We start from the raw sequence: 20,457 nt of genomic DNA on the forward strand, positions 1-20,457 counted from the left end.
CGGCATTTTTCGGCCTCAGTTTCGCTTAGAAGGCGGCATTCTGGCCCCCACAACACGATCACGCCTGTCCAGATCGGGGATCACCTTTACGCCGGTCAAACCAGCGGCATCAAAAAGGGCAGAAACATAAGCGCCCTGTGTCGGGCCAATTTCAACCAGGATACGCCCGCCGGGCATCAGATAATCCGGGGCCGACGCCGCAATACGGCGATAGGCATCCAGACCGTCGCCCTCATCCGTCAGCGCCATGCGCGGCTCATGCTCGCGCACTTCAGGGGAAAGCGCGTGCATCTCGTCCGCTGAAATATAGGGCGGATTCGAAACAATCAGATCGAACTGACCCTCAATGTTTTCGAACCAGTCAGATTGCCGAATCTCGACGCGCGCCTGCACCTGATGCTGCACTGCATTGGCGCTGGCCTGCAGACAGGCAGATTCGCTGAGGTCGACGCCGACGCCAGAGGCACTCGCTCGTTCAGCCAGCAAGGTGATCAGGATACAGCCCGAGCCCACCCCCAAATCGAGTACATGATCAAACGGCTCGCTCAGCGCTGCCTCGATCAATGCTTCGGTTTCCGGGCGCGGGTCCAGCACATCGCGGCTGACACGGAACCGCCGACCATAGAATTCACGCTCGCCCAGCAGATGCGACACCGGCACCCGGATGGCCCTCAGCGAGATCAATTGATCATAGCGTTCCGCGATATCAACCGGCAGCTCCTCGGGCGCGATCAGCGTCACCCGACTGGCCTCGATCCGCGCCGCATGCGCCAGCAGCACCCGCGCATCCCGCGCTGGATCAGGCACACCGGCTGCGCGCAAACGTGCGGTTGCAGCGACCATGGCCTGCGCGGCTGTCAGCGCCGCAATCATTGCGCCATTTCGGCCAGAAGCCGAGCCTGATCATCTGCGGTTAACGCATCAATCACCTCATCAAGATCGCCCTGCATCACCTGATCCAGCTTATAAAGCGTCAGGTTGATGCGGTGATCCGTCATGCGGCCTTGCGGGAAGTTATACGTCCTAATCCGTTCCGACCGGTCACCTGAACCGACCTGACTGGCGCGATCCGCCGAGCGTTCGCTGTCGATCCGCTGCCGTTCAAGATCATAAAGGCGCGTTTTCAGCACCTGCATCGCTATCTCACGGTTTCGGTGCTGGGATTTCTCGGAACTGGTCACCACGATACCGCTGGGCAAGTGAGTAATCCGCACGGCCGAATCCGTCGTGTTCACGTGCTGCCCCCCCGCGCCCGAGCTGCGCATCGTGTCAATTCGGATGTCATTGGCATCGATCTGAATGTCCACATCCTCGGCCTCTGGCAAAACCGCCACCGTCGCCGCCGAGGTATGAATGCGCCCACCGCTTTCGGTTTCGGGCACGCGTTGCACGCGATGCACGCCGGATTCGTACTTCATCCGCGCAAAGACATTGTCGCCCTTGATGTGTGCCACCACCTCTTTGATCCCACCAAGATCAGACGCTTGTTCCTCGATGATCTCGAACTGCCAGCCCCGCGCTTCGGCATAGCGTTGATACATGCGCAGCAGGTCTCCGGCGAACAGCGCGGCCTCATCCCCGCCGGTGCCGGGGCGTATTTCCAGCATTGCCGGGCGCGCATCAGCCGCGTCTTTGGGCAACAGCGCCAGCTGCAAGGCATGCTCCGCCTCGGGGATACGCGCCTGCAGTTCTGGAATTTCCTCTTCGGCCAGCTCTTTCATGTCCGGGTCGGACAGCATTGCCTCGGCCTCGGCCAGATCTGAAACCAGCTGACGCCACGCCATGATCTGATCGACCACCGGCTTGAGGTCGGAATATTCCTTTGCCAAAGCTGCAATATCCCCGCCCGAGGCACCATCCGCCATGGCCGCTTCGAGGTATTGGAATCGCTGAGTTATCTGTTCAAGGCGTTCTTCGGGGATCATCCGCGCGGTGTCTATCATCCAGAGGCTTTGGTCAAGGCCCTGCCTTGTGCTAGGCTTGGGCCATGAAGCGACTGATCTTAGCCCTGACACTCATTGCGGCGCCCGGAATGGCCGATGTTGTTGGCCCCGGAGGCAAGGTGCAAGACTGCTATTGCACCGACAAATCCGGCACCCGCATCGAGTTGGGAGAGATGATATGCCTGCAGGTCGACGGCCGCATGTTCATGGCCCAATGCCAGATGTCGCTGAACGTGCCCATGTGGCGCGAGGTGCAAGAGGGCTGTTTGTCGTCAGGGTTGCAGCAAAGCAAGCCACTGGGTGACCCGGTCCCGATTGACGCCGAAATCTCTCCGGCCAAATCTTAATCTGGCATAGATACGCAGCGTATCGCCGTCTTGCTGCACGGTGGCGTAGTCGGGAAACCCGAACACCTTGGTACGGGTGATATAGGTGATCATGCCCTCTTCTAGAGATCCGGCCAGCACACTGGTGCGTGGTGTTGCGCGCGCAATTTTGTCGAGACGCGCCAGCCCATCAGGACCGGTTTCGACGACCCGAACGACACCACCCTTCAGGTCTCGTTCCGCGTCTTCAGGGGCCACATGCCAGCGCACAGGATCTGAGGGCGCAAGTCGGATATAAGCACCCATTGCGAGGCCCACCCCAATCAACAGCCACAGCACCATTTTCATCTGCCCATTCAATCCCACTATGCCCTGCATACTCGGTCAGAGGATGGCGTCGCACCCCTATCGTGACGTCACTCCGGGCAGAATGCACAGCATCTCGAACAGCAAATTGGCTGCCGTCAGTGCCGTATTGCCCGACGGATCATAGGGTGGAGATACCTCGACCAGATCGCAGCCCACCACATTCATGCCTGCCAGCGCATGAATCAACTGCAGCGCCTGCGGAGTGGTCAGACCTGCGATCTCGGGCGTGCCCGTTCCGGGTGCATAAGCCGGATCGAGGCTGTCGATATCGTAGGTGATATAGACCGGGTGATCGTCAACAGTTTTACGGATCAAAGAGCCGATTTCGGTTAGGTTCTGTTGCCACAGCTCCCACGCCGGGTACTGACGGAACCCCCAACCCTGTGCCTCGGTAAAGTCGCTGGCGGCGTAACCCGAGCCCCGAATGCCGATCTGAAAGGTCTTGTCAGGGACAATCAGCCCTTCCTCATAGGCGCGGCGGAAGACAGTGCCGTGGGTTTCCTTCTCACCGAACATCTCATCATTCACGTCCGCATGAGCGTCCACGTGCACAAGAGCCACAGGCCCGTGCTTGGCGGCCATCGCCCGCAGCATCGGCAAAGTGATCGAGTGATCCCCACCCATCGCCACTGGAACAACACCTTGCGCCAAAATGCCGTCATAGCTTTCCTTGATGATCTTAAGACTATCGGCGAGCGAGAAAGTGTTGATCGCCAGATCGCCGATATCTGCGATCTGCAGATGGTCGAAGGGCGCCGCGCCATTGGACATGTTATAGGGCCGGATCATCGCACTTTCACTGCGAATCTGCTTGGGTCCGAACCGTGTGCCCGACCGCCACGAAGTGCCGATATCCATCGGAACCCCCAGGATCGCCACATTCAGCCCGTCCAGCGACGACGCCTGTGGCAACCGCATAAACGTGTTCGGCCCCGAAAACCGTGCCAGATCATTGCCGCCAATCGGTTGGTTGTATTGGGTCATGTAATGTCTCCGATCCGGTGCCTCACCAAGCAGATACCGGGATTATGCCTAACCAAAGGTTAAGGCTTCACCAGCTTGTTCCACCCCAAAAGGCAAATGATCTGTGTTGCCACATGAGCCCCCGCAATCGCCGTCGCACCAGAGGTGTCATACGGCGGAGAAACCTCGACCACGTCGCCACCTTTGAGGTTGATCCCGGCAATGTCGCGCAGGATGATTTGCGCCTGAATCGAACTCAGCCCACCCCAGACCGGCGTACCAGTACCGGGCGCAAAAGCAGGATCCAGACCGTCGATGTCGAAGCTCAGGTACACGGGGCTGTCGCCCAGAATACCCCTGATCTTCTGCGCCACGGCGGCTGGGCCGGATTCGTAAACCTCGCGCGCGTCGATGATGTTGACGCCCAACGTGTCTTCGTTGGTGGTGCGAATGCCCACCTGAACCGAGCGTTTCGGATCAACCAACCCCGATTTTACCGCCTTGTAGAACATCGTCCCGTGATCCACGCGGGACATGTCGTCATCGGCCCAGGTGTCCGTATGCGCATCAAATTGCAGCAGCGACATCGGCCCATATTTCTCGGCATAAGCTTTGAGGATCGGGAAGCTGATATAATGATCCCCTCCCAGCGTGACCGAAGCGACATCGGCCTTCAGAATGGTCCGAATGTGGTCGGTCAGCGTGTCGGGAAAGGCCGGGATATTGGCGTAGTCATAGGCCATGTCGCCATAATCCACGATGGCCAGCTCACTCAGAGCATCAAAAGGCCAGCCATAAGGCGCATCCGGCGATTGCAGCGCGCTCGCCTCACGGATCGCGCGAGGGCCAAGCCGGGTTCCGGGGCGGTTTGTCACCGCCTGATCGAAAGGCACGCCGGTTACAGCAATATCCGCACCCGTCAGGTCTTTGGTATAAAGCCGCCGCAGGAATGAAGTCGCGCCGCCAAAGGTGTTTTCATAGGACAGCCCCTTAAGATCGGGGTTGGTGAATGCCTCATCCACCTGGTTCTTTGCATCTTCCAGTGCCATGTCTTTTCCCTGTCAGCCCAACGGCTGTGCCTTTTCGACGATCCGTGCGAAGAAGGACGCTCCGATCGGCGCGACGTCGTCATTGAAGTTGTATTTCGGATGGTGCAGCCCCGCGCCATCTCCTTGCCCCATGAACAGGTAAGCACCGGGTCGGGCCTGCAGCATGTAGGAAAAATCCTCTGCCCCCATCTCACGCCCAGCATCATCTTTCACGCGTTCCGCGCCGGATACATCCCGCGCCACTTCAGCCGCGAATGCCGCCTTGTCGGCGTCGTTGATAGTGGCGGGATAACCCTCCTGATAGTCCAGTTTGGCCTCGACACCGTACGAGGCCGCCTGCCCCGCCACGATCTGCGCCATTCTCTCTTTGACCATCCTTTGCACGGCCGGATCAAAGGTGCGAACGGTGCCATTCAGATAAGCGGTGTCAGGGATCACGTTATTCACTGTTCCGGTGTGTATCTGCGTCACCGACACCACCAGATCGTCCAGCGCATAGTGGTTGCGGCTGACGATGGTTTGGATCGCCTGCGCCATCCCGCAAGCTGCCATCACTGGGTCGCGCGTCTCATGCGGCATGGCCCCGTGGCCGCCCACGCCCTGAATATGGATCTCAAACGTATCTACTGCGGCCATCAGCGGCCCCGGCGTGGTTTCGAACAGCCCCTCGGGCCGACCCGGAGTGTTATGGATACCGTAAACCTGAGAGATATCGAACCGATCCATGATGCCTTCTTCAACCATCACGCCCGCGCCGCCGCCCTCTTCCTCGGCAGGCTGAAAGATCAGCGCAACCCGGCCCGCAAAATTCCGCGTTTCGGCCAGATAGCGCGCAGCACCCAGTAGCATGGTTGTATGCCCGTCATGACCGCAGGCATGCATCTTACCGGGGTTTTTCGAGGCGTAGTCCACGCCCGTCTCCTCGGTAATCGGCAGAGCATCCATGTCAGCGCGCAGACCAATAGTCGGTCCCTCGCCCTGCCCGTTGATGATCGCGACCATGCCGGTTTTGGCGATTCCCTCATGCAGTTCATCTACCCCAAACTCGCGCAGACGCTCGGCCACATAGGCGGCGGTCTCATAGCATTCGAATTCCAATTCGGGGATGGTGTGAAGGTGCTGGCGCCACTTGGCCATATCAGCGGCGTAATCGGCAATTCGGTTGACGACGGGCATCTGGGGTGGACTCCTGATCCTGACTGCGGGATGGATGCATCTGACACCGGAACGAAAGGGTTCGCAATGGCCGAAAATCCTCTGATCCACGACACGGACGCAGGTATCGAGCGTTTGCTGGAAATCATGCGCCGCTTACGCGACCCTCAATCCGGCTGCCCGTGGGATATCGAACAGGATTTTTCGACCATCGCGCCCTATACGATCGAAGAAGCCTATGAAGTCGCCGATGCCATCGAACGCGAGGCTTATGACGAATTGAAGGGAGAGCTGGGCGACCTGCTGTTCCAATCCGTCTTCCACGCGCAAATGGCTGAAGAGGCTGGGCATTTTACCTTTCAGGATGTGGTCCGCACCATGTCGGACAAGATGGTTACCCGTCACCCACATGTTTTCGGTGATGAGTCCCGAAACAAGTCGGCGGATCAACAGACAAAGGACTGGGAAACCATCAAAGCCGCCGAACGTGCGGGCAAAGAACAAAAAGGTGCACTAGACGGTGTCGCCGCCAACCTGCCCGCTCTGCTACGCGCACATAAGCTGCAGAAACGTGCCGCGCGCGTAGGGTTCGACTGGCCTGACGCCAGCCATGTGCTCGCCAAGATCACCGAGGAAGCCGCTGAGCTGGAAGAGGCGCGCGACAGCATGGATGCCGACGCGCTCGAGGATGAATTCGGCGATCTGCTGTTCGTGATTGTCAACCTCGGCCGCCACTTAGGCATCGAACCCGAGGCCGCCCTGCGCCGCACAAACGCCAAGTTTACTCGTCGTTTTGAGAAGGTCGAAGCCCGGCTGGCCGAACGCGGAAAAACGCCCACCCAAAGTGATCTGGCCGAAATGGACGCGCTGTGGGACGAGGTGAAAATCGAGGAACACCGCGCCAACGGCAAACTCCCGCCTGTGGATGCGCCGGCAGGCACGTAATTCGGCTAGACAAGTCCCGCGACACTTGCGAGTGTCCGACCTTCACCGCCCCCGGAGACCCCCATGCCCCGCAAGATCATAATCGACACCGATCCCGGACAGGACGACGCCGTCGCCATTCTTCTGGCGCTTGCCAGCCCCGAAGAGATCGAGGTTCTGGGCATCACCGCCGTCGCTGGAAACGTGCCTTTGGAGCTGACCGCAAAGAATGCCCGCATCGTGTGCGAGTTGGCGGGGCACACCGAAATCCCCGTCTACGCTGGATGCGATCGCCCCCTGAAACGCCCTCTCGTCACCGCCGAGCATGTGCATGGTAAAACAGGGCTCGACGGCCCTGTTTTGCCAGATCCCGAAATGCCTCTGGCCGAAGGTCACGCGGTCGATTTTATCATCGATACCCTACGCGCGCATGAGCCCGGCACAGTGACGCTCTGCCCTCTGGGGCCGCTGACGAACATCGCCACTGCCTTCCAAAAAGCGCCCGACATCATCGACCGGGTGCAAGAGATCGTATTGATGGGCGGCGCCTATTTCGAGGTTGGAAACATCACACCAGCAGCCGAATTCAACATTTATGTCGATCCGGAAGCTGCTGAAATCGTGTTTAAATCCGGCATTCACATCGTAGTCATGCCGCTGGATGTCACCCACGACGCGCTGGTCACGCCCCATCGCAACGATGCATTCCGGGCATTGGACAGCAAGGTTGGTCATGCAGTGGCAGAGATGACCGATTTCTTCGAACGTTTCGACAAAGAAAAATACGGATCGGAGGGCGCACCGCTGCACGATCCCTGCGTCACCGCCTATCTAATCCGACCCGAGTTGTTCTCGGGCCGCCACATCAATGTTGAGATCGAAACCCAATCAGAATTGACGTTGGGCATGACAGTGGCCGACTGGTGGCGGGTAACTGATCGCGCACCAAACGCCATGTTCATGGGTGACGTGGATGCCAAAGGTTTCTTCGACCTGCTCACAGAAAGACTTGCCCGCCTATGACCGCCGCACTCCGCCTTGCCCGCCCCGACGATCTGGACCGACTGATGGCGCTGGTCGCGGCGTTTCACTCGGAATCCGGCATCGCGCAGGATGACGAGAAACGTCGCAACGCGCTGACCCCTCTACTGGATGGAATTCCCCATGGGTGCATATATCTGATCGGTCCGGGCCGCGCACCGCTGGGCTATGTCATCCTCACCTTCGGTTGGTCGGTCGAGTTTGGTGGCATGGATGCCTTTGTAGATGAGATTTACATCCGCCCCGCCGTCCGCGGACGCGGTATCGCCACCGAAGTGCTGCATGATCTCCCCAAGGCGCTGGCCGAGGCCGGTCTGACCGCCCTGCATCTTGAGGTCGACCGGACCAACGAAACCGCGCAGAAACTATATCTGCGGTCAGGTTTTAAACCGCGCGATCGCTACATGCTGATGAGCAAATCGCTTTAGCGCGATTCCCCCCGGAAGATTACCGCCGGATTTGCCATTTCCTGCACCGGATCATCCTGCGAAACCTGCATCCCTGTGATCGGATAGGTCCCAGGCTCTGAACATGCGGCCAGCATCCCCGCGCAAAGCATTGAAATTACGAGAAAGACCTTTGAAGCAGACATATCGTCCCCCTTTCTGCAATGTTTGCAGACTATCGGGAGTCACAGCGCCGCAATAGGAACAAGTTCACACATAACGACATTTATGTTTGTTTAGCTCAACGATCAGCGGCAGTTCTTATTGAACGTCTGCTCCATGGTCTTGAACTGCCGGGGCACGCGTTTGGGTTTGGGCAGCGCATTCAACTGTTCAGTTATGTTCTCACCGGTGTACCAGGACTCGAACAATAATTCTTTGATGTCATCGTCCAAAACCGTGTTGGCGACGTTATAGGTGCACAGGCATTCCTCCATCGTGACCTGCCCGCTGGGATCGCCTTCCACCATTTTCTGGCACACTGCCTGAGGCGGACGATCAGCCCCTGCAAGCTGAGGCAGGATCAATAGCGCCCCAGCGCCAACGATGCGTTTGAATGTTGTCATAAATCGCCCTCTCCCATCTTGGCCTTCGATGCCCAGCATAGACGGATCGGTAATGACTCAAAGAAAAAATGGCCCCGGCGTTCTACCGGGGCCTGATCTGGTTTTACCAAGTACGCCAAACTCAGCGCTTTAGGATCGACGCGCCGGCGTATTCTGCGACCTCACCCAGCGATTCCTCGATGCGGATCAGCTGGTTGTATTTGGCCAACCGGTCCGACCGCGCCAACGAGCCGGTTTTGATCTGCCCGCAGTTGGTCGCCACAGCCAAATCGGCAATGGTGGCATCTTCGGTCTCGCCCGAGCGATGCGACATCACGTTGGTATACCGTGCACGGTGGGCCATATCGACGGCGCGCAGGGTTTCAGTCAGTGATCCAATCTGGTTCACCTTAACCAGCATCGAGTTGGCACAGCCACGATCGATTCCCTCGGCCAGACGCTCTGGGTTGGTTACGAACAGGTCGTCGCCGACCAGTTGTACTTCGTTGCCGATGGCATCAGTCAGCGCTTTCCAGCCATCCCAATCGTCCTCGGACATACCGTCTTCGATCGAGATAATTGGGTAATCTTTGACCAATGTCGCCAGATACTCAGCGTTTTCCTCTGAGGTCAGCGAGATGTTTTCACCCGACAGAACATATTTTCCGTCGCGGTAGTATTCGGTGGCGGCGCAGTCCAGCGCCAGATGGATCTCCTCGCCGGGTTTGTAGCCCGCTTTTTCGACCGCCTGCAGGATGAAATCCAGTGCCTCACGGGTCGAAGCGATGTTAGGGGCAAAACCACCTTCGTCCCCCACTCCGGTGGCCAGTCCGGCAGCCGACAGTTCGCGCTTGAGCGTATGGAACACCTCCGACCCCATGCGCACGGCTTCGCGGATATTCGCGGCCGAGGTCGGCATGATCATGAATTCCTGAATGTCGATCGGATTATCGGCGTGCTCACCCCCGTTGATGATGTTCATCATCGGAACCGGAAGAACGCGCGCCGAAGTACCGCCAACATAGCGATACAGAGGCTGCGTGGTGAAATCCGCCGCCGCCTTGGCCGTCGCCAGCGAGACACCCAGGATAGCGTTCGCGCCCAGACGGCCCTTGTTCTCGGTCCCGTCGAGTTCAATCATCGCCTGATCGATGGCCACCTGCTCGGTCGCGTCAAAGCCCACCAGTTCTTCGGCGATCTCACCGTTAACGGCAGCAACCGCTTCCAGCACGCCCTTGCCCATGTAACGAGATTTGTCACCATCGCGCTTTTCCACCGCCTCGTAGGCGCCGGTCGACGCCCCTGAAGGCACAGCGGCGCGGCCCATGGTGCCGTCTTCCAGAATCACGTCTACTTCGACCGTCGGGTTGCCCCGGCTGTCCAGTATTTCGCGTGCGTGGATGTCGATGATCGTGCTCATGATACGGGTCCCAATGATGCCAACGGTTGCATGCCTCATACCAGCACGCGGCGAAAAGTAAACCGTTTCCGTTATCGCTAACACTTATATTTTTCGGCCTTTAGGGCTAACAGTTTGCTGTTTGCGCCAACAGGCCGCGGGCGCTTAGGCCACTGCCAATGCCCGCGCCAGCTGGCGTTCTCGAATGAAAGTATACAGACCTGATCCGATAATCAGACCGGCACCGGCCAACGTCATGCTGTCGGGGCGTTCGCCAAACATCAGCATCCCGGCCGTGATCGAGAACACCAACCGAGTATACCGAAATGGCGTCAGCGCTGAAGCTTCGCCAATCCGCATCGCGGTTACGATACCGTAATAGCCCAATACGCCGAACCCGATGGCACCCAGATAAGGCCCGATCTGCGCAGCTTGCAGCGGCACAACGGGCTGTGCTGTGAACACCATAAGGGCCGCACCAGCCAACGCCACTCCGATATAGGCCTGCAATGCGACGACCGACGAGGCCACACGAACATCCAACCTGCGTGTGATCAGATCACGTGCCGCGATCGCAACGACCGATACCAAAACAAACAATGATTCCGGCTGGAATCCCTCGAACCCGGGGCGGATGATCATCAAGACGCCGACAAAGCCGATGCCGATGGCGCTCCAACGACGCCAACCGACCTGCTCACCCAGAAACAGTGCTGCCCCCATCGTGACAAATAGAGGCATCGCCTGAAAAACCGCCGCCACAGTCGACAGATCAACAAGTGACAGCGCGGTCACAAAGCTGAGCGCACCAAAGGCTTCGGTCCCGGCACGGATCAGTGGCAAAGGTTGCCACGCGACCGGGTCGAAGATGCGTTTGCGTGTCGCCATAGACATAAGCGTAAACACAGCCCCGCAGATCAGACCCAATGCGATCATGATCTGCCCGGTCGACACACTGACCGAGAGATGCTTGATGAACATGTCCTCAAGCGCGAAGGCCGCCATCGAGCCGATGATCAGCAAAATGCCGTTTACGTTGTTCATGCGCGTTTCCATTGGAACAGGCCGCTGACAGGCGGACCTTTCCGGCAGCAAAACCGCAACCTTTGCGACGTCGCAAGCAGTATTACGACATGTTCGATGAAATCGCGTTCACCGACCGATCGATTTTCGTGATGTGTCAGTCTTTTTCCAACGGTACGCCGTACAATTCAAGGCGATGGCCTTTCAGCCTGTAGCCAAGCTTGGCCGCAATCTTTTCTTGCAGAGCTTCTATCTCAGGGTCGACAAACTCGATCACCTCGCCTGACTGCATGTCGATCAGGTGGTCGTGGTGATCACGCTCTGCATCTTCGTATCGCGCGCGCCCGTCGCCGAACTCCAGCCGCTCAAGTATCCCGGCCTCTTCGAACAACTTCACGGTACGATAGACTGTCGCGATCGAAATTCCCGCATCTTCGGCTGAAGCACGGGCATAAAGCTCTTCTACATCCGGGTGATCTTCGCTTTGTTGCAAGACCTGTGCAATGGTCCGCCGCTGGCCGGTCATGCGCAGGCCCTTGGCTTCGCAACGGGCGATAATCGTGTCGGACATGGTGACCCCCGGGACTGTTCGGTGTTCTGTCTTAATATGTCTACGCGCCCTGCGCCACAGACGATTTTGCGGTCAGGCGATGCGTCGCAGATCGGCCCAGACCGGCAAATGATCCGAGGCGATATGCGCGGGCCGCGCATCATGCACCCCGTGCAGTGCAGCCTCAAGCCCCTGCCCCACCGCGATTCTGTCCAGCGCCCCCAATGGCTGCGCGGCCGGGAAGCTTGGAACCGGAGGAAGAAACCGCATGTCCGGGGCCAAATGATCTAGAACAGGCTGGCGTGACCATTCGTTGAAATCCCCGGCCCAGACGGTGGGCATGTGTTCCAGATCAGAATCACATCGACGGATATGACTGATCTGTTGACGTCGCGACGCCGGCAAAAGCCCAAGATGCATCCCCATCACCCGCAAAGGCCCGATCTGCGTATCAAACTCGACCCGCACGGCGCCGCGGGGCTCCAGACCCGGCAAATCATGATGACCTGCCTGACGCACCTGAATGGCGTCCCCACGCCAGATCACCGCGTTGCCATGCCAACCAAGACTACCGGCACCGCCCAGGTCCACGATCTGCCACCCGGCCTCATCCAACATGAAATGTGGCAAAGCGGCAGGACGGGGCGGCAATCGTTTGTCCGCCTCCTGCAAAACAACGATATCGGCCTGCATGCTTTCGATGACCTGCAATATCCGCTGCGGCTGCCGCCGGAAATCGAGGCCCACGCATTTCTGAATGTTGTAACTGGCAAGGCGCAGGGTCGAGCGGTAGGTCATCGGCACACTTAAACTGATTTAACCCAAGATCGCCAACTGGTCGGACAAGTGCAAGCCGAACCCAGCGCTGAATGGCAACGCGCCGCTTGCTCCGCTAACATTTGTGCAAAACGGACTTGAGCTTGCGCAGCCTCTCGGCCACCTTCACGATCATGTTCATAAGGTTTGTCCACCCGATCAAGATAGAAGATATGGACGCGCGTCAGGGGTTCTTCTGCGCTGCCTACAACCTGCGCGACACCACCGCGCTGGATAAATACACATTCGATCGAATTGAGGCGCTGCTGGCTTGGTTCCGGGAAAACCTTGAAATCCCCAATCGTTTCAACAGGACAAAATCTAAAGGCGCGTTTCAGCGCAATACCAAAGGCCTCAGCTGGTTCAAACCCGAAGCCAATGAGGTTTTGGGCAAGTCGTATGAGATGGTCGCACTGCTCAAAGAAAACGGATACCAGATCGATACTCTGCGATCAGACCGGATCGGCTACATTGTCTATGAAGATGCGTGTCAGGTGATCGCCGAGCCCTTTGCAGACACGCCCCGATAGCCTCGAAGCCTGAAACTTCAAAAGTTTCAAGCTCGGTTTCTTCACAAGAAACCGTCTCTTTGCTACGTACCGCAGAATGTCGCGTGCACGACCTCGTTCTTCGCCGGAGGGCGCATCAGGTCCGCTGATTCTGGTTGATCCTCATACGGCCGTGACAGCACTTCATTCAGTCGATTGAACGGTGCGTAATCGCCCTGCACCGCAGCCTGAATCATCTGCTCCACCCGATGATTGCGTGGAATGAAGGCCGGATTGGCCGCATCCATCACGTCCGAAGGCGCATCCTCACGCGCCAAGCGTTCCTGCCACCCCTTTCCCCATTCGTCAAAAGCCGCCGGGTCGGTAAACTGGTCTCGCGCGCGGTCGCTGCCCAGCGCGCGGAACGTGTTTGTGAAATCCGCCTGATTCTGCGCCATCCGCGTCAACAGGTCCGAGATCATTTCAAGATCCCCTTCCTCTGCCCGAACCAATCCGATCTTGGCCCTGAAATGTTCCAGCCAATGTGCCTGCATCAACGCAGGCATGGCATGGACAATTTCGGTGGCCTCTTCGACAGCTGCGTCCTTGTCCTCAAACTGCTGAATTAGGGCCGTCGCCAGCTGCGCCAGATTCCAAACCGCAATCTCAGGCTGGTTCGAGTAGGCATACCGCCCCATCCGGTCGATCGAGCTATAGACTGTATTCGGGTGATAGCTGTCCATGAACGCACATGGGCCGTAGTCGATCGTCTCGCCGGAGATCGAGCTGTTGTCAGTATTCATGACCCCGTGAATGAAACCCACGCTCATCCATCGGGCGATCAACCCGGCCTGCGCATCCCGAACCGCGCGCAACAGACCCATAGCCCCTTCCGCCTCAGGATAGTGGCGCTGAATGGCATATTCAGTCAGCCGTTGCAGGCTCTCTATCTGCCCTCGCGCCGCAAACACCTGAAACGTACCCACCCGCAAATGGCTTTGCGCCACACGTGTCAATACCGCCCCGGGCATCGGACCCTCGCGCAGCACGATCTCTCCGGTTTCAACCGCTGCCAAGGCGCGCGTGGTGGGAATGCCCAGCGCATGCATCGCCTCGGAAACCACATATTCGCGCAAAACCGGCCCCAGCCAGGCACGTCCATCTCCCTGGCGCGAGAACGGTGTCTGCCCTGAGCCCTTCAATTGAATATCCCGCCGAATCCCGTCGGATCCGACCGTCTCACCTAACAAAACCGCGCGCCCATCTCCTAGCTGAGGGTTATAGGTGCCAAACTGATGCCCGGAATATAACTGCGCCAGCGGCTCGGCCCCTTCGGGCACAGTATTGCCCGCAAAAGCCTGCGCCATCTCTTCAACGTCGCCCGGCGCAATCCGCAACAGTCGCGCCAGATCGCTGTTGAAGGCAACAAGCTTCGGTGCACGCACAGGCACAGGCCCCTGCCGTGCAAAGAAGGTGTCCGGCAGGCGAACATAGCTGTTGTCAAACGGGATCATCAAAGTCATGCGGCAAACATATGCTCTGCATACACAATTGCCATAGCAGATCGTGCGCGTGCGTGCATAATCCCACAAACAGACCCGAGGCTCCCATGACCGCGCAAGACATCATCCAACACCTGAACCTGCAGCAGCACCCCGAAGGCGGCTGGTTCAAAGAGACCTGGCGCGCCGACAATCCCGGCCGTGCCACCGGCACTTGCATCTACTTCCTACTGGCAGAGGGTGAGCGCAGCCACTGGCACAAGGTAGATGCGACCGAGATCTGGCTCTACCATTCCGGCGCTCCGCTGATCCTCTCGCTCAGCGCCTCCGATACAGGCCCTGCCAAAGACCACACCCTCACACCTGATCTGACCCAAGGCGCACCGCAGCTTATTGTACCCAAGGGCCATTGGCAGGCGGCGCGCAGCAGTGGAGACTACACGCTAGTCAGTTGCACTGTTTCACCGGGATTTGAATTTGATGGGTTTGAACTCGCGCCACCCGGCTTTGATATTCCTGGAGTGTAATTCCATGGACCACCGCGCCCTGATCGCCGCGATCCCGCCCGAGACCAAGGACAGGCTGCAACAGCGGTCAGACATGGCAGGTCTCAGACATCTAGCGATCTATTTCGGCGCTTTGACAGCAACCAGCACCGGTATCATCCTACAGGTTCCCCTCTGGCCGCTACTGCTCCTGCCGCAAGGCCTATTGCTGGTTTTCCTCTTTACGCTCAGCCACGAGTGCACCCACAAGACGCCGTTCAAAACCCCTTGGATCAACGAAGCGGTTGGGCACCTTGTCTCAATTCCTATCTGCCTGCCGTTCACATGGTTTCGCTACTTTCACCTTGCCCATCACAAATGGACAAACCACCCAACCAAAGACCCGGAACTTGGCGGCAAACCCCGCCCCGAAAACTGGCGCAGCCTTGCGATCTATCTCAGCGGTTGGCCATATTGGACAGGTATGGCCCGTGTGTTGACCGACAACGCGCGCGGCAGGATTGGCGCCGCTTACCTGCCAACCCGCCAGCACCACGCCATACGAACCGAAGCCCGAATATTGTCCACACTATATGCCCTGGCCGCACTCAGCCTGTTCTTCAGCCCCTTGTTGTTCTGGCTCTGGCTTCTGCCCGCCCTTATCGGCCAGCCTTTCCTGCGCCTATACCTGCTCGCCGAACACGGCCTCTGCCCGCCGGTGGCAAACATGCTCGAAAACTCCCGTACCACCTTTACCAATCGAATGATCCGATTTCTGGCCTGGAACATGCCCTACCACGCGGAGCACCACGCCTTTCCAAACGTGCCTTTCCACCACCTTCCAGCCTTCCACCGCTGGACCCAAGCACACCTGCAATCCACCTCGGACGGCTACACCGAATTAACCCTGGATTACGCCCGCGCCCTAAATCGCTAGATCCGCCTCTTCATCTGGCCAAAAATACCTCGGGGGAGTCGCGCAGCGACGGGGGCAGAGCCCCCTACCCGCTCACCACGACACCCCTCGCCGGAGACGACACGACACCGCCCCCGACCAGCGCACTTACCCCGGTGGTACCCGGGCAAGAGGTCGGCAATCCCCGCGCCACACGCACGGCAAGGTAGGCAAAGGCCTGCGCTTCCAGCATGTCTCCGTCCAGCCCAACCGCCTCAACCGGCTCGACCGGGCAATCCAGCGACACGCGCAGCATTTCCATCAGCACTGGGTTGTGACGTCCGCCACCGGTAACCAGCATGCGCACAGGCGGCTTGGGACAATGCTCCATCCCCTGCAGCACACCCGCAGCGCTCATCCCGGTCAACGTGGCCACCGCATCCGCATCGCTCAGCTCGGTCACAAGACCAATCATTTCCGAGAAATCATTCCGGTCCAGCGATTTGGGCGGCATTCGGTTGAAATAGGGCTCGGCCAGAAACAGCTCCAGTGCGCCGGTCTCGACCGTACCCTCTCGGGCCAGCGCGCCGTCCCGATCCATCGGCAACCCCAACCGCGCCTGCATCAGATCGTCAACCGGCGCGTTGGCAGGTCCGGTGTCGAAAGCCAGCAACGCCCCTGGCGCTTCAGGCCCGTCAAAAGACGGGTCAACATAGGTCAGGTTCCCAACACCGCCCAGATTGAGGAAACACAGCGGCTCTTCCGCCCCGATCCATTTGGCGCAGGCGAAATGAAAGAACGGGGCCAGAGGCGCACCCTCTCCGCCCAGCGCCACATCATCGCTGCGAAAATCCCAGACCACCGGCAGCCCCAAAGCCTGCGACAGACCCAGCCCGTCACCCACCTGCAACGTGCCACGCCCACGCGGCTCATGTGCCAATGTCTGACCGTGGAAGCCGATCAGGTCGACCTCTTCGAACTCTGAAAGAACCTCGGCATGTGCCCGGGTCACCAATTCAGCCGAAACATCAACCTTTGGTCCATGCCAAAGCCCCAGCGCCGCGCGCAGTGTGGCACGCTCTTCTTCGGAATAAGCGCGATACCCGCTGGGACCAAAGCCGAATATCTGCTGCCCATCGGTTTCAACGACCGCAGCGTCCACACCGTCCAGCGATGTGCCCGACATGGCCCCCAACGCTCTGATCGCCCCCGATTTGCTGATGACCCTGCCCACGCCGACCTCGTATTGCGTCTCTCCACCCGTTTCGCCGGGTTCTGAGCACAACCTGCACGGTAATGCAAAGCCAAGGCAAGACACATCATGCGCGAGCTTCATTTTTCTTGGAAAAGGTGCCTTTTCCTTGCCTCTGCCCCCGCCTGTACCGTGCGCCGCTACAGAATTCCGAAAGGTACGAAACCGCGAATGAAGGCGACAAGGCGTTCCCAAACGCAGCGCAGTTCCGAGTGCTCATGAAAGAGCTGTACAAAGTCCATTACCACATGTTCGCAGATCGCTACAGCAGGTGCCAAGCTCTCCCAAGAATGCCCGTCGCCGGTTTCAGTGTTCCACTTGATCTGAAGCACCTACGATCATTCCATATAGCTCAGCTTCGTCAGATTTTCATTGAAACAAAGCGACTGAATAATGGCAGGTATTTTGGGATGTTGAGTGCAATAAAAGCGCAGGCTCAAAACCCCGGATAATCGCAAATGTTGCGCCAATGCTTATAGATGAGATATTAATATGCAGCAAAGCACAGACAACAAATTGAGGACGGGTGAGTAGGTTCATACCGCTTAGTAAAAAGCGGCGGTGAATTGGCCTGAACAGGGTTTATGCCAAACATATACGGTGCATTTCGGACGGACACGACTCTGACCACGAACCAGGCCCAATTCGGCGGCGTTGGAACGACATTTGAGATCTCCGCATATAATACGATCGAAATTACCGATGGCGTTGACCCCGGCACCATCGAAGGAGACGGTGTAACCAACGAATTCCCCGACGACCCCACGCAAACCTATCTGGGGAATGCAATTGCCTGGGACTACAACTACATAGTCACGGATGGCACCAATACCTATACGATTGGCGTTTTCGATTATGATTCCAGCGGCAACGGCGCGTTTGGCGGCGGAGCCGAGCAAGGGTTTTTCATCGGCTTTTTGGGGGATGTCCCCCCGCTCAACACAACACTAACGATCACGGCGCTGGGTGACGGTGCCTTCGCCAGTCCAGTCGTTAATCTGCCCGTTGACGACTTTGTTCCCTGTTTCACCAGTGGCACGAATATTCGGGTAAGGGGTGGTCATAAGGCGATCGAGGATCTGAAAGCCAGCGATGACGTCGAAGTGTTTGATCCCACAGGTGATGGGCCCGGATTTGCCACCCTGCTGCGGGTGTTTCGCCGTACGATATCTGCCCCGGAACTGGCTGCAAACCCCAAACTGCGCCCGGTTCGTATCAGCGCCGGAGCGTTAGGTCTCGGCTTGCCTCAGCGTGATCTTGTGGTGTCCCGGCAGCACCGGATGCTGGTGTCTTCAAAGATTGTCGAGCGTATGTTCAGGACTTCCGAAGTTCTGGTACCCGCCGTCAATCTGACTTCGCTGCCCGGTATTTTCATCGACCAGGATGCCCAGAGCGTCGAGTATTTTCACCTTCTTTTTGGACAGCACCAGGTAGTCTATGCCGAAGGCGCACCATCGGAAAGCCTGTTTACCGGACCGGAAGTGCTCAAGGCCATCAGTCCAGAAGCACGAACAGAAATCCTGAGCATATTCCCCGAGATAGCAGAACTGGAATTTGCCCCCAAGCCCGCCTGCCCGATCCCATCCGGGAAGCTGCAAAAGCAACTGATTGAACGCCACATCAAGAATGAAAAGCCGCTTCTGTCCAGACACACTGCACGCTAGAACCAGAGGTTATCCGGCAGGACTTGGTACGCTTCAAAGACTGACGCGATATTCTGTGTTTCGCTATGCGTTATTTCTTCGCGTTTCCCTCATAAAGCTTATCCGCAAGATTCTTTTTGTGCGGACTGCACTTGCTCGCCAATGACTGGACATTCCGCGAGACTTAGGGAATTAGAAAGCCAGTCGCATGAATTTACCTTCCGTCGTGCGACCTAGCGGGTCTGGTTTTGAAACTACTGACCTATGACTTACACCAGCCCTTGCAGAGAGGGCCAGAACACAAGGCCTGTTGAGCGTCATGACCTACCACCCCAAATCGGATTTCATCGCCACGATGATCGAGCGCGGCTTTCTCGCCGACTGCACCGATTATCAAGGCCTTGACGACGCTCTGATTTCTGGGGTGCAGACGGCTTATATCGGCTATGACGCCACCGCACAGTCGCTGCATGTAGGTCACCTGATGAACATTATGGTCCTGCGCTGGCTGCAAAAGACCGGGCACAAACCGATCACCCTGATGGGTGGCGGCACCACCAAGGTGGGCGACCCCTCGTTCCGGTCAGACGAACGGCCCCTGCTGGGACCCGAACAGATCGACGCCAATATCGCAGGCATGAAACAGGTGTTCTCGAAATACCTGTCTTACGATGACAGCGAGACCGGCGCGTTGATGCTGAACAATGCCGAATGGCTGGATAGCCTGAACTACCTCGACTTCCTGCGCGATATTGGGCGGCATTTCTCGGTCAACCGGATGCTCAGCTTTGAATCGGTGAAATCGCGGTTGGATCGTGAACAGTCGCTGAGCTTTCTCGAATTCAACTACATGATCCTGCAGGCTTATGACTTCCTCGAACTGAACCGCCGATATAACTGCGTTCTGCAGATGGGCGGCTCGGACCAGTGGGGCAACATCGTCAACGGCATCGACCTAACCCGCCGGGTGCTGGATCACGAGATCTATGGCCTCACGACCCCCCTGCTGACCACCAGCGATGGCCGCAAGATGGGCAAATCACAGGGCGGTGCGGTTTGGTTGAACGGCGACATGCTGAGCGCCTATGAGTTCTGGCAGTTCTGGCGCAACACGACCGACGCCGATGTGGGACGGTTCCTGAAAATCTTCACCGAGCTTCCGGTGGACGAATGCGACCGCATGGCCGCGATGCAAGGGTCCGAGATCAACGAGGCCAAAATTCGCCTCGCCAACGAAGTCACAACTCTACTGCACGGTGCAGAAGCCGCTGCAACCGCCGAGGCGACCGCGCGCGAGGTGTTCGAAAAGGGCGGCGTTGGCGGAGACCTCCCTACCCTGACCATCAGCGCATCAGAGCTGGGTGACGGCATGTCCATCGTGCAGTTGATCGTCAAATCCGGCCTCGCCAAATCCGGCAAAGAAGCCAAACGCCTGATCGCCGAAAACGGCGCCAAGATGGACGACGCCCCGCTGACTGATGCGGGGCTGATGATCGACGCAGGCGCGTTGTCATCGCCGATCAAGCTGAGCGCGGGCAAGAAGCGCCACGCACTGGTTCAATTGGGCTGATCCAAATTGGGCGGTCGCCGCCGGGTGGCCGTCCATTGAAGTAGAAGTGGCAGATTAATTAGGTCGAGACGTA

23 protein-coding genes are annotated in these 20,457 nt (G+C 58.2%); 9 read left to right on the plus strand and 14 right to left on the minus strand.

Annotated features, from left to right (window positions below):
- Positions 1-15: 15 nt before the first annotated feature.
- The gene (gene prmC, locus ACR0JG_RS12115) at positions 16-873 is read right to left on the minus strand and encodes a peptide chain release factor N(5)-glutamine methyltransferase (protein ID WP_480570020.1); all 858 of its coding nucleotides are present in this window, start codon (positions 871-873) and stop codon (positions 16-18) included.
- Positions 870-1,925: a peptide chain release factor 1 gene (gene prfA, locus ACR0JG_RS12120; RefSeq protein WP_170396981.1), complete on the minus strand. Its 1,056-nt coding sequence runs from the start codon at positions 1,923-1,925 to the stop codon at positions 870-872. The genes prmC and prfA overlap by 4 nt, the downstream gene beginning before the upstream one ends.
- A 62-nt stretch (positions 1,926-1,987) precedes the next feature.
- Here prfA and ACR0JG_RS12125 point away from each other — a divergent pair, with 62 nt between their 5' ends.
- A complete protein-coding gene (locus ACR0JG_RS12125) occupies positions 1,988-2,290 on the plus strand; it encodes a hypothetical protein (protein WP_480570023.1) in 303 nt (100 codons plus the stop codon).
- On the opposite strand, the gene ACR0JG_RS12130 is transcribed toward ACR0JG_RS12125, so the two are convergent.
- From ACR0JG_RS12130 to ACR0JG_RS12145, 4 genes are read right to left on the minus strand one after another with little or no spacing between them, the layout of a single operon-like run.
- A complete protein-coding gene (locus ACR0JG_RS12130; protein ID WP_480570026.1) occupies positions 2,216-2,617 on the minus strand; it encodes a DUF1499 domain-containing protein in 402 nt (133 codons plus the stop codon). The genes ACR0JG_RS12125 and ACR0JG_RS12130 overlap by 75 nt on opposite strands.
- 57 nt (positions 2,618-2,674) lie before the next feature.
- Entirely contained in the window at positions 2,675-3,622 is a 948-nt protein-coding gene (speB, locus tag ACR0JG_RS12135) for an agmatinase (protein WP_480570029.1), read from the minus strand.
- A gap of 59 nt (positions 3,623-3,681) precedes the next feature.
- A complete protein-coding gene (gene speB / locus ACR0JG_RS12140; protein ID WP_170406255.1) occupies positions 3,682-4,650 on the minus strand; it encodes an agmatinase in 969 nt (322 codons plus the stop codon).
- Positions 4,651-4,662: 12 nt separating this feature from the next.
- A complete protein-coding gene (locus ACR0JG_RS12145) occupies positions 4,663-5,826 on the minus strand; it encodes a M20 aminoacylase family protein (RefSeq protein WP_170636205.1) in 1,164 nt (387 codons plus the stop codon).
- Between the two features lie 66 nt (positions 5,827-5,892).
- On the opposite strand from ACR0JG_RS12145, the gene mazG reads away from it, so the two are divergent.
- From mazG to ACR0JG_RS12160, 3 genes are all read left to right on the plus strand, one after another.
- The gene (mazG, locus tag ACR0JG_RS12150) at positions 5,893-6,750 is read left to right on the plus strand and encodes a nucleoside triphosphate pyrophosphohydrolase (protein ID WP_480570032.1); all 858 of its coding nucleotides are present in this window, start codon (positions 5,893-5,895) and stop codon (positions 6,748-6,750) included.
- Positions 6,751-6,813: 63 nt separating this feature from the next.
- Complete coding sequence (locus ACR0JG_RS12155; RefSeq protein ID WP_480570035.1) at positions 6,814-7,752, plus strand: nucleoside hydrolase; 939 nt, start codon at positions 6,814-6,816, stop codon at positions 7,750-7,752.
- Complete coding sequence (locus tag ACR0JG_RS12160; protein ID WP_170396732.1) at positions 7,749-8,198, plus strand: GNAT family N-acetyltransferase; 450 nt, start codon at positions 7,749-7,751, stop codon at positions 8,196-8,198. Before ACR0JG_RS12155 ends, ACR0JG_RS12160 begins: the two co-directional genes overlap by 4 nt.
- Here ACR0JG_RS12160 and ACR0JG_RS12165 read toward each other — a convergent pair.
- The 6 genes from ACR0JG_RS12165 to ACR0JG_RS12190 all read right to left on the minus strand — a co-directional run bounded on the left by ACR0JG_RS12165 (position 8,195) and on the right by ACR0JG_RS12190 (position 12,531).
- Positions 8,195-8,362: a hypothetical protein gene (locus ACR0JG_RS12165; protein ID WP_170396730.1), complete on the minus strand. Its 168-nt coding sequence runs from the start codon at positions 8,360-8,362 to the stop codon at positions 8,195-8,197. The two genes, ACR0JG_RS12160 and ACR0JG_RS12165, sit on opposite strands and share 4 nt — an antisense overlap.
- A gap of 102 nt (positions 8,363-8,464) precedes the next feature.
- Entirely contained in the window at positions 8,465-8,782 is a 318-nt protein-coding gene (locus tag ACR0JG_RS12170; RefSeq protein WP_170422059.1) for a hypothetical protein, read from the minus strand.
- A 121-nt stretch (positions 8,783-8,903) separates the two neighbouring features.
- Entirely contained in the window at positions 8,904-10,181 is a 1,278-nt protein-coding gene (eno, locus tag ACR0JG_RS12175; protein ID WP_170406273.1) for a phosphopyruvate hydratase, read from the minus strand.
- 144 nt (positions 10,182-10,325) lie between these two features.
- Positions 10,326-11,204: a DMT family transporter gene (locus tag ACR0JG_RS12180; protein ID WP_170422062.1), complete on the minus strand. Its 879-nt coding sequence runs from the start codon at positions 11,202-11,204 to the stop codon at positions 10,326-10,328.
- A 136-nt stretch (positions 11,205-11,340) separates the two neighbouring features.
- Positions 11,341-11,754: a Fur family transcriptional regulator gene (locus ACR0JG_RS12185; RefSeq protein ID WP_170396723.1), complete on the minus strand. Its 414-nt coding sequence runs from the start codon at positions 11,752-11,754 to the stop codon at positions 11,341-11,343.
- A gap of 72 nt (positions 11,755-11,826) precedes the next feature.
- Positions 11,827-12,531: an endonuclease/exonuclease/phosphatase family protein gene (locus ACR0JG_RS12190; protein ID WP_170396721.1), complete on the minus strand. Its 705-nt coding sequence runs from the start codon at positions 12,529-12,531 to the stop codon at positions 11,827-11,829.
- A gap of 116 nt (positions 12,532-12,647) precedes the next feature.
- Here ACR0JG_RS12190 and ACR0JG_RS12195 point away from each other — a divergent pair, with 116 nt between their 5' ends.
- Positions 12,648-13,079 (plus strand): hypothetical protein, encoded by a 432-nt coding sequence (locus ACR0JG_RS12195; RefSeq protein ID WP_480570038.1) that lies wholly within the window; start codon positions 12,648-12,650, stop codon positions 13,077-13,079.
- 62 nt (positions 13,080-13,141) lie between these two features.
- Here the strand turns inward: ACR0JG_RS12195 and ACR0JG_RS12200 are convergent, their stop codons facing one another.
- Positions 13,142-14,560, minus strand: coding sequence for a protein adenylyltransferase SelO (locus tag ACR0JG_RS12200; RefSeq protein WP_480570041.1), 1,419 nt, complete (start codon positions 14,558-14,560; stop codon positions 13,142-13,144).
- 86 nt (positions 14,561-14,646) lie between these two features.
- On the opposite strand from ACR0JG_RS12200, the gene ACR0JG_RS12205 reads away from it, so the two are divergent.
- On the plus strand, positions 14,647-15,066 hold the full coding sequence (locus tag ACR0JG_RS12205; protein ID WP_170422068.1) for a cupin domain-containing protein: 420 nt from the start codon (positions 14,647-14,649) through the stop codon (positions 15,064-15,066).
- Between the two features lie 4 nt (positions 15,067-15,070).
- On the plus strand, positions 15,071-15,961 hold the full coding sequence (locus ACR0JG_RS12210; RefSeq protein WP_480570044.1) for a fatty acid desaturase: 891 nt from the start codon (positions 15,071-15,073) through the stop codon (positions 15,959-15,961).
- A 64-nt stretch (positions 15,962-16,025) separates the two neighbouring features.
- Here ACR0JG_RS12210 and ACR0JG_RS12215 read toward each other — a convergent pair whose 3' ends face one another.
- Positions 16,026-17,105, minus strand: a complete 1,080-nt coding sequence (locus ACR0JG_RS12215) for an anhydro-N-acetylmuramic acid kinase (RefSeq protein WP_480571101.1) — start codon at positions 17,103-17,105, stop codon at positions 16,026-16,028.
- A 650-nt stretch (positions 17,106-17,755) separates the two neighbouring features.
- Between ACR0JG_RS12215 and ACR0JG_RS12220 the strand changes: the two genes are divergently transcribed.
- Together ACR0JG_RS12220 and tyrS are read left to right on the plus strand one after the other, a co-directional pair.
- Complete coding sequence (locus ACR0JG_RS12220) at positions 17,756-18,835, plus strand: Hint domain-containing protein (RefSeq protein ID WP_480570047.1); 1,080 nt, start codon at positions 17,756-17,758, stop codon at positions 18,833-18,835.
- Between the two features lie 298 nt (positions 18,836-19,133).
- Complete coding sequence (tyrS, locus tag ACR0JG_RS12225; protein ID WP_480571104.1) at positions 19,134-20,384, plus strand: tyrosine--tRNA ligase; 1,251 nt, start codon at positions 19,134-19,136, stop codon at positions 20,382-20,384.
- Positions 20,385-20,457 lie beyond the last annotated feature (73 nt).

The organism is Ruegeria sp. AD5 (assembly GCF_056542345.1).